The organism is Pseudomonas sp., from assembly GCF_050739655.1.
In the GTDB taxonomy this organism is placed as follows: Bacteria; Pseudomonadota; Gammaproteobacteria; order Pseudomonadales; family Pseudomonadaceae; genus Aquipseudomonas.
Genome location: NZ_JBOIBY010000333.1, coordinates 1 through 2,752, shown reverse-complemented (window position 1 = coordinate 2,752; position 2,752 = coordinate 1). Strand labels below are relative to the sequence as shown.

At 59.3% G+C, this 2,752-nt stretch carries 3 protein-coding genes; 2 read left to right on the top strand and 1 reads right to left on the bottom strand.

Annotation, left to right across the window (positions count from 1 at the left end; genetic code table 11):
• The first annotated feature begins 195 nt into the window (after positions 1-195).
• Entirely contained in the window at positions 196-1,008 is an 813-nt protein-coding gene (locus ACRESJ_RS16175) for a crotonase/enoyl-CoA hydratase family protein (protein WP_431758798.1), read from the top strand.
• 7 nt (positions 1,009-1,015) lie between these two features.
• Positions 1,016-1,846: an NAD(+) diphosphatase gene (gene nudC, locus ACRESJ_RS16170; RefSeq protein WP_431758797.1), complete on the top strand. Its 831-nt coding sequence runs from the start codon at positions 1,016-1,018 to the stop codon at positions 1,844-1,846.
• Here nudC and ACRESJ_RS16165 read toward each other — a convergent pair.
• Positions 1,814-2,593, bottom strand: coding sequence for a TSUP family transporter (locus ACRESJ_RS16165; RefSeq protein WP_431758796.1), 780 nt, complete (start codon positions 2,591-2,593; stop codon positions 1,814-1,816). The two genes, nudC and ACRESJ_RS16165, sit on opposite strands and share 33 nt — an antisense overlap.
• Between the last annotated feature and the right edge of the window lie 159 nt (positions 2,594-2,752).

Genomic DNA, 2,752 nt, shown 5'->3' with positions numbered 1-2,752 from the left:
GAGCTTGCTCGCGAAAAACCTGTAGGCACCGCGATCATTCAGGATACGCGCGTAATCGTTAACGTTTTTCGCGAGCAAGCTCGCTCCTACAGTACACACGGCAGTCCCGCTTTTGGCCGAACCACTGCCTTACTGCCAGCCTAGATGCCTTGATATAGTTCGGACCTCTTTTTTGCCCGGTAAAGGATCACTAGCATGTCTCAATACACTGCGTTCAGCGTCGAAATGGTCGATAAAATCGCCCATGTGCAGATCAACCGTCCGGAGAAGATCAATTCGATGAACGCTGCGTTCTGGAGCGAGATCGTCGAGATTTTCCAGTGGATCGATGACACGGACGAAGTGCGTGTAGTGGTCCTCAGTGGTGCGGGCAAACATTTCTCCTCCGGTATCGACCTGATGATGCTGGCCGGCGTGGCCAATGAGCTGGGCAAGGACGTGGGGCGCAATGCGCGCTTGCTTAGGCGCAAGATCCTGAATTTGCAAGCTTCTTTCAATGCCGTCGATAACTGTCGCAAACCGGTGCTGGCGGCCATTCAAGGCTATTGCCTGGGTGGCGCCATCGATTTGATCGCTGCTTGCGACATGCGTTACGCCGCCGAAGACGCGCAGTTCTCGATCAAGGAAATCGACATTGGCATGGCCGCCGACGTAGGCACGCTGCAACGCTTGCCGCGAATCATCGGTGACGGCATGCTGCGTGAACTGGCTTACACTGGTCGCACTTTCGGCGCCGATGAAGCGCGTGGCATGGGCCTGGTCAATCGCGTTTACAGCGACACTGCCAGCCTGCTCGACGGCGTCATGGGCATTGCCCGCGAGATTGCCAGCAAGTCACCGATCGCCATCACCGGTACCAAGGAGATGATCAGCTACATGCGTGATCATCGCGTCGATGACGGCCTCGAATACGTCGCCACATGGAACGCTGCCATGCTGCAATCCACTGACTTGCGCGTGGCCATGGCCGCCCATATGAGCAAACAGAAACCCGAATTTCTGGATTGATTGAAAAATGATTTCACGCTGGACCACTGCAGTTCTGGACACCGATCAACCTGGGGGCTGGGCCGTGGCGCGCAGCCCGGAAGGCTTTTTGTTCGATGACAATGGCGCATTGTTCCCGCGCGAATGGCTCAAGCGTCAGGATCTGGCGATTCTCACCGAGCACGGCATCGGCCACCTTGATGGTGAGCCGGTGTACCTGCTGGAGTTGAGCAGTCACAGCGACGTACCAGGCTGCAACTGGAAAGGTCTGCGGGCGTTCATGCTCGATGGCGATCACACCCTGTTCAAGGTGCTGGGCTACGCCGCGCAGATTGGCACCTGGGCTCGGGAGCATCGCTTTTGCGGCAACTGCGGCCAGGCCATGACCCAGGTGCCGCGCGAGCGTGCCATGTATTGCCAGCCTTGCGATTTACGCAGTTACCCGCGGATTTCGCCGAGCATGATCGTGCTGGTGACCCGTGGTGACGAAATCCTGCTGGCACGCTCACCCCGGTTTGTCACCGGGGTCTACAGCACTTTGGCCGGGTTTGCCGAGCCGGGGGAATCGGCCGAGGACTGCCTGATTCGCGAAGTTCGCGAGGAGGTGCAGATCGAGGTCAGGAACATTCAGTACATGGGCAGCCAGTGCTGGCCGTTCCCGCACTCGATGATGCTCGGCTTCCATGCCGAGTACGCCGGCGGTGAAATCGTCTGCCAGGAAGACGAAATCGAAGACGCCCAGTGGTTCAATGTCCATGCGCTGCCGCCGTTGCCGGCGTCGCGCTCGATTGCTCGCTACCTGATCGACGTCTATGTCGCCCGGCGCTTAGGCCACGCTGAACCAGTGCTGCCAGGCTAAACGCACGGTCAACCCCAGCACCACGGTGATGAACACCGGACGAATGAATTTCGCGCCGCCGCTAATGGCGGTGCGAGCACCGAAGAACGCCCCGACCATCACCGACAGGCCCATGCACAGGCCGATGATCCAGTCCACTTGCCCGGAAAACACGAACACCGACAGCGCAGCGATGTTGCTGACGAAGTTCATGCTGCGCGCCACACCGCTGGCCTTGACCAGGTCGATGGGGTACATCAGCAGGCTACTGACTGTCCAGAAGGCGCCGGTGCCGGGACCTGCCACGCCATCGTAGAAACCCAGGGTGAAGCCCTGGGTCGATTGCCACTTTTTCTTGATGGGTGCGTTGCTGTCCAGCGGCGCTTTCGGCGTGCCGCCAAACAGCAGGTAAATGCCACAGGCGAAGACGATCACCGGCAGCATCTTGTTCAGCCATTCGGCGGGCAGGTAGTGCGCGACCCCCGCGCCGGCCAGTGCGCCAACCAGGGTGCCGATGATGGCGTGCATCCATTGTCTGGGGTGGAACAGCTTGCGCCGGTAGAAGGTAAAGCTGGCAGTGGCCGAGCCGAAGGTCGAACTGAGTTTGTTGGTGCCCAGCACCAGATGCGGCGGCAGGCCGGCGGTGAGCAGGGCAGGGGTGGTCAACAAACCTCCACCGCCGGCGATGGCGTCGATGAAACCGGCAATGAAAGCGACAATGGCCAGAATGGCCAGGGTGGTGAGGTCAACGCTGAGATCGAAAGGCATGGAATCGGGCTTATATCGGCAGAGTGCAGCATGGGGCTGCGGGGGAGGGGCGGTATGGTACGCCTATCCCATCTCATGAGCGACCGATTGCTTTGTGTAGGAGCTGCCGCAGGCTGCGATCTTTTGATCTTAAAAAACAAAGATCAAAAGATCGCAGCC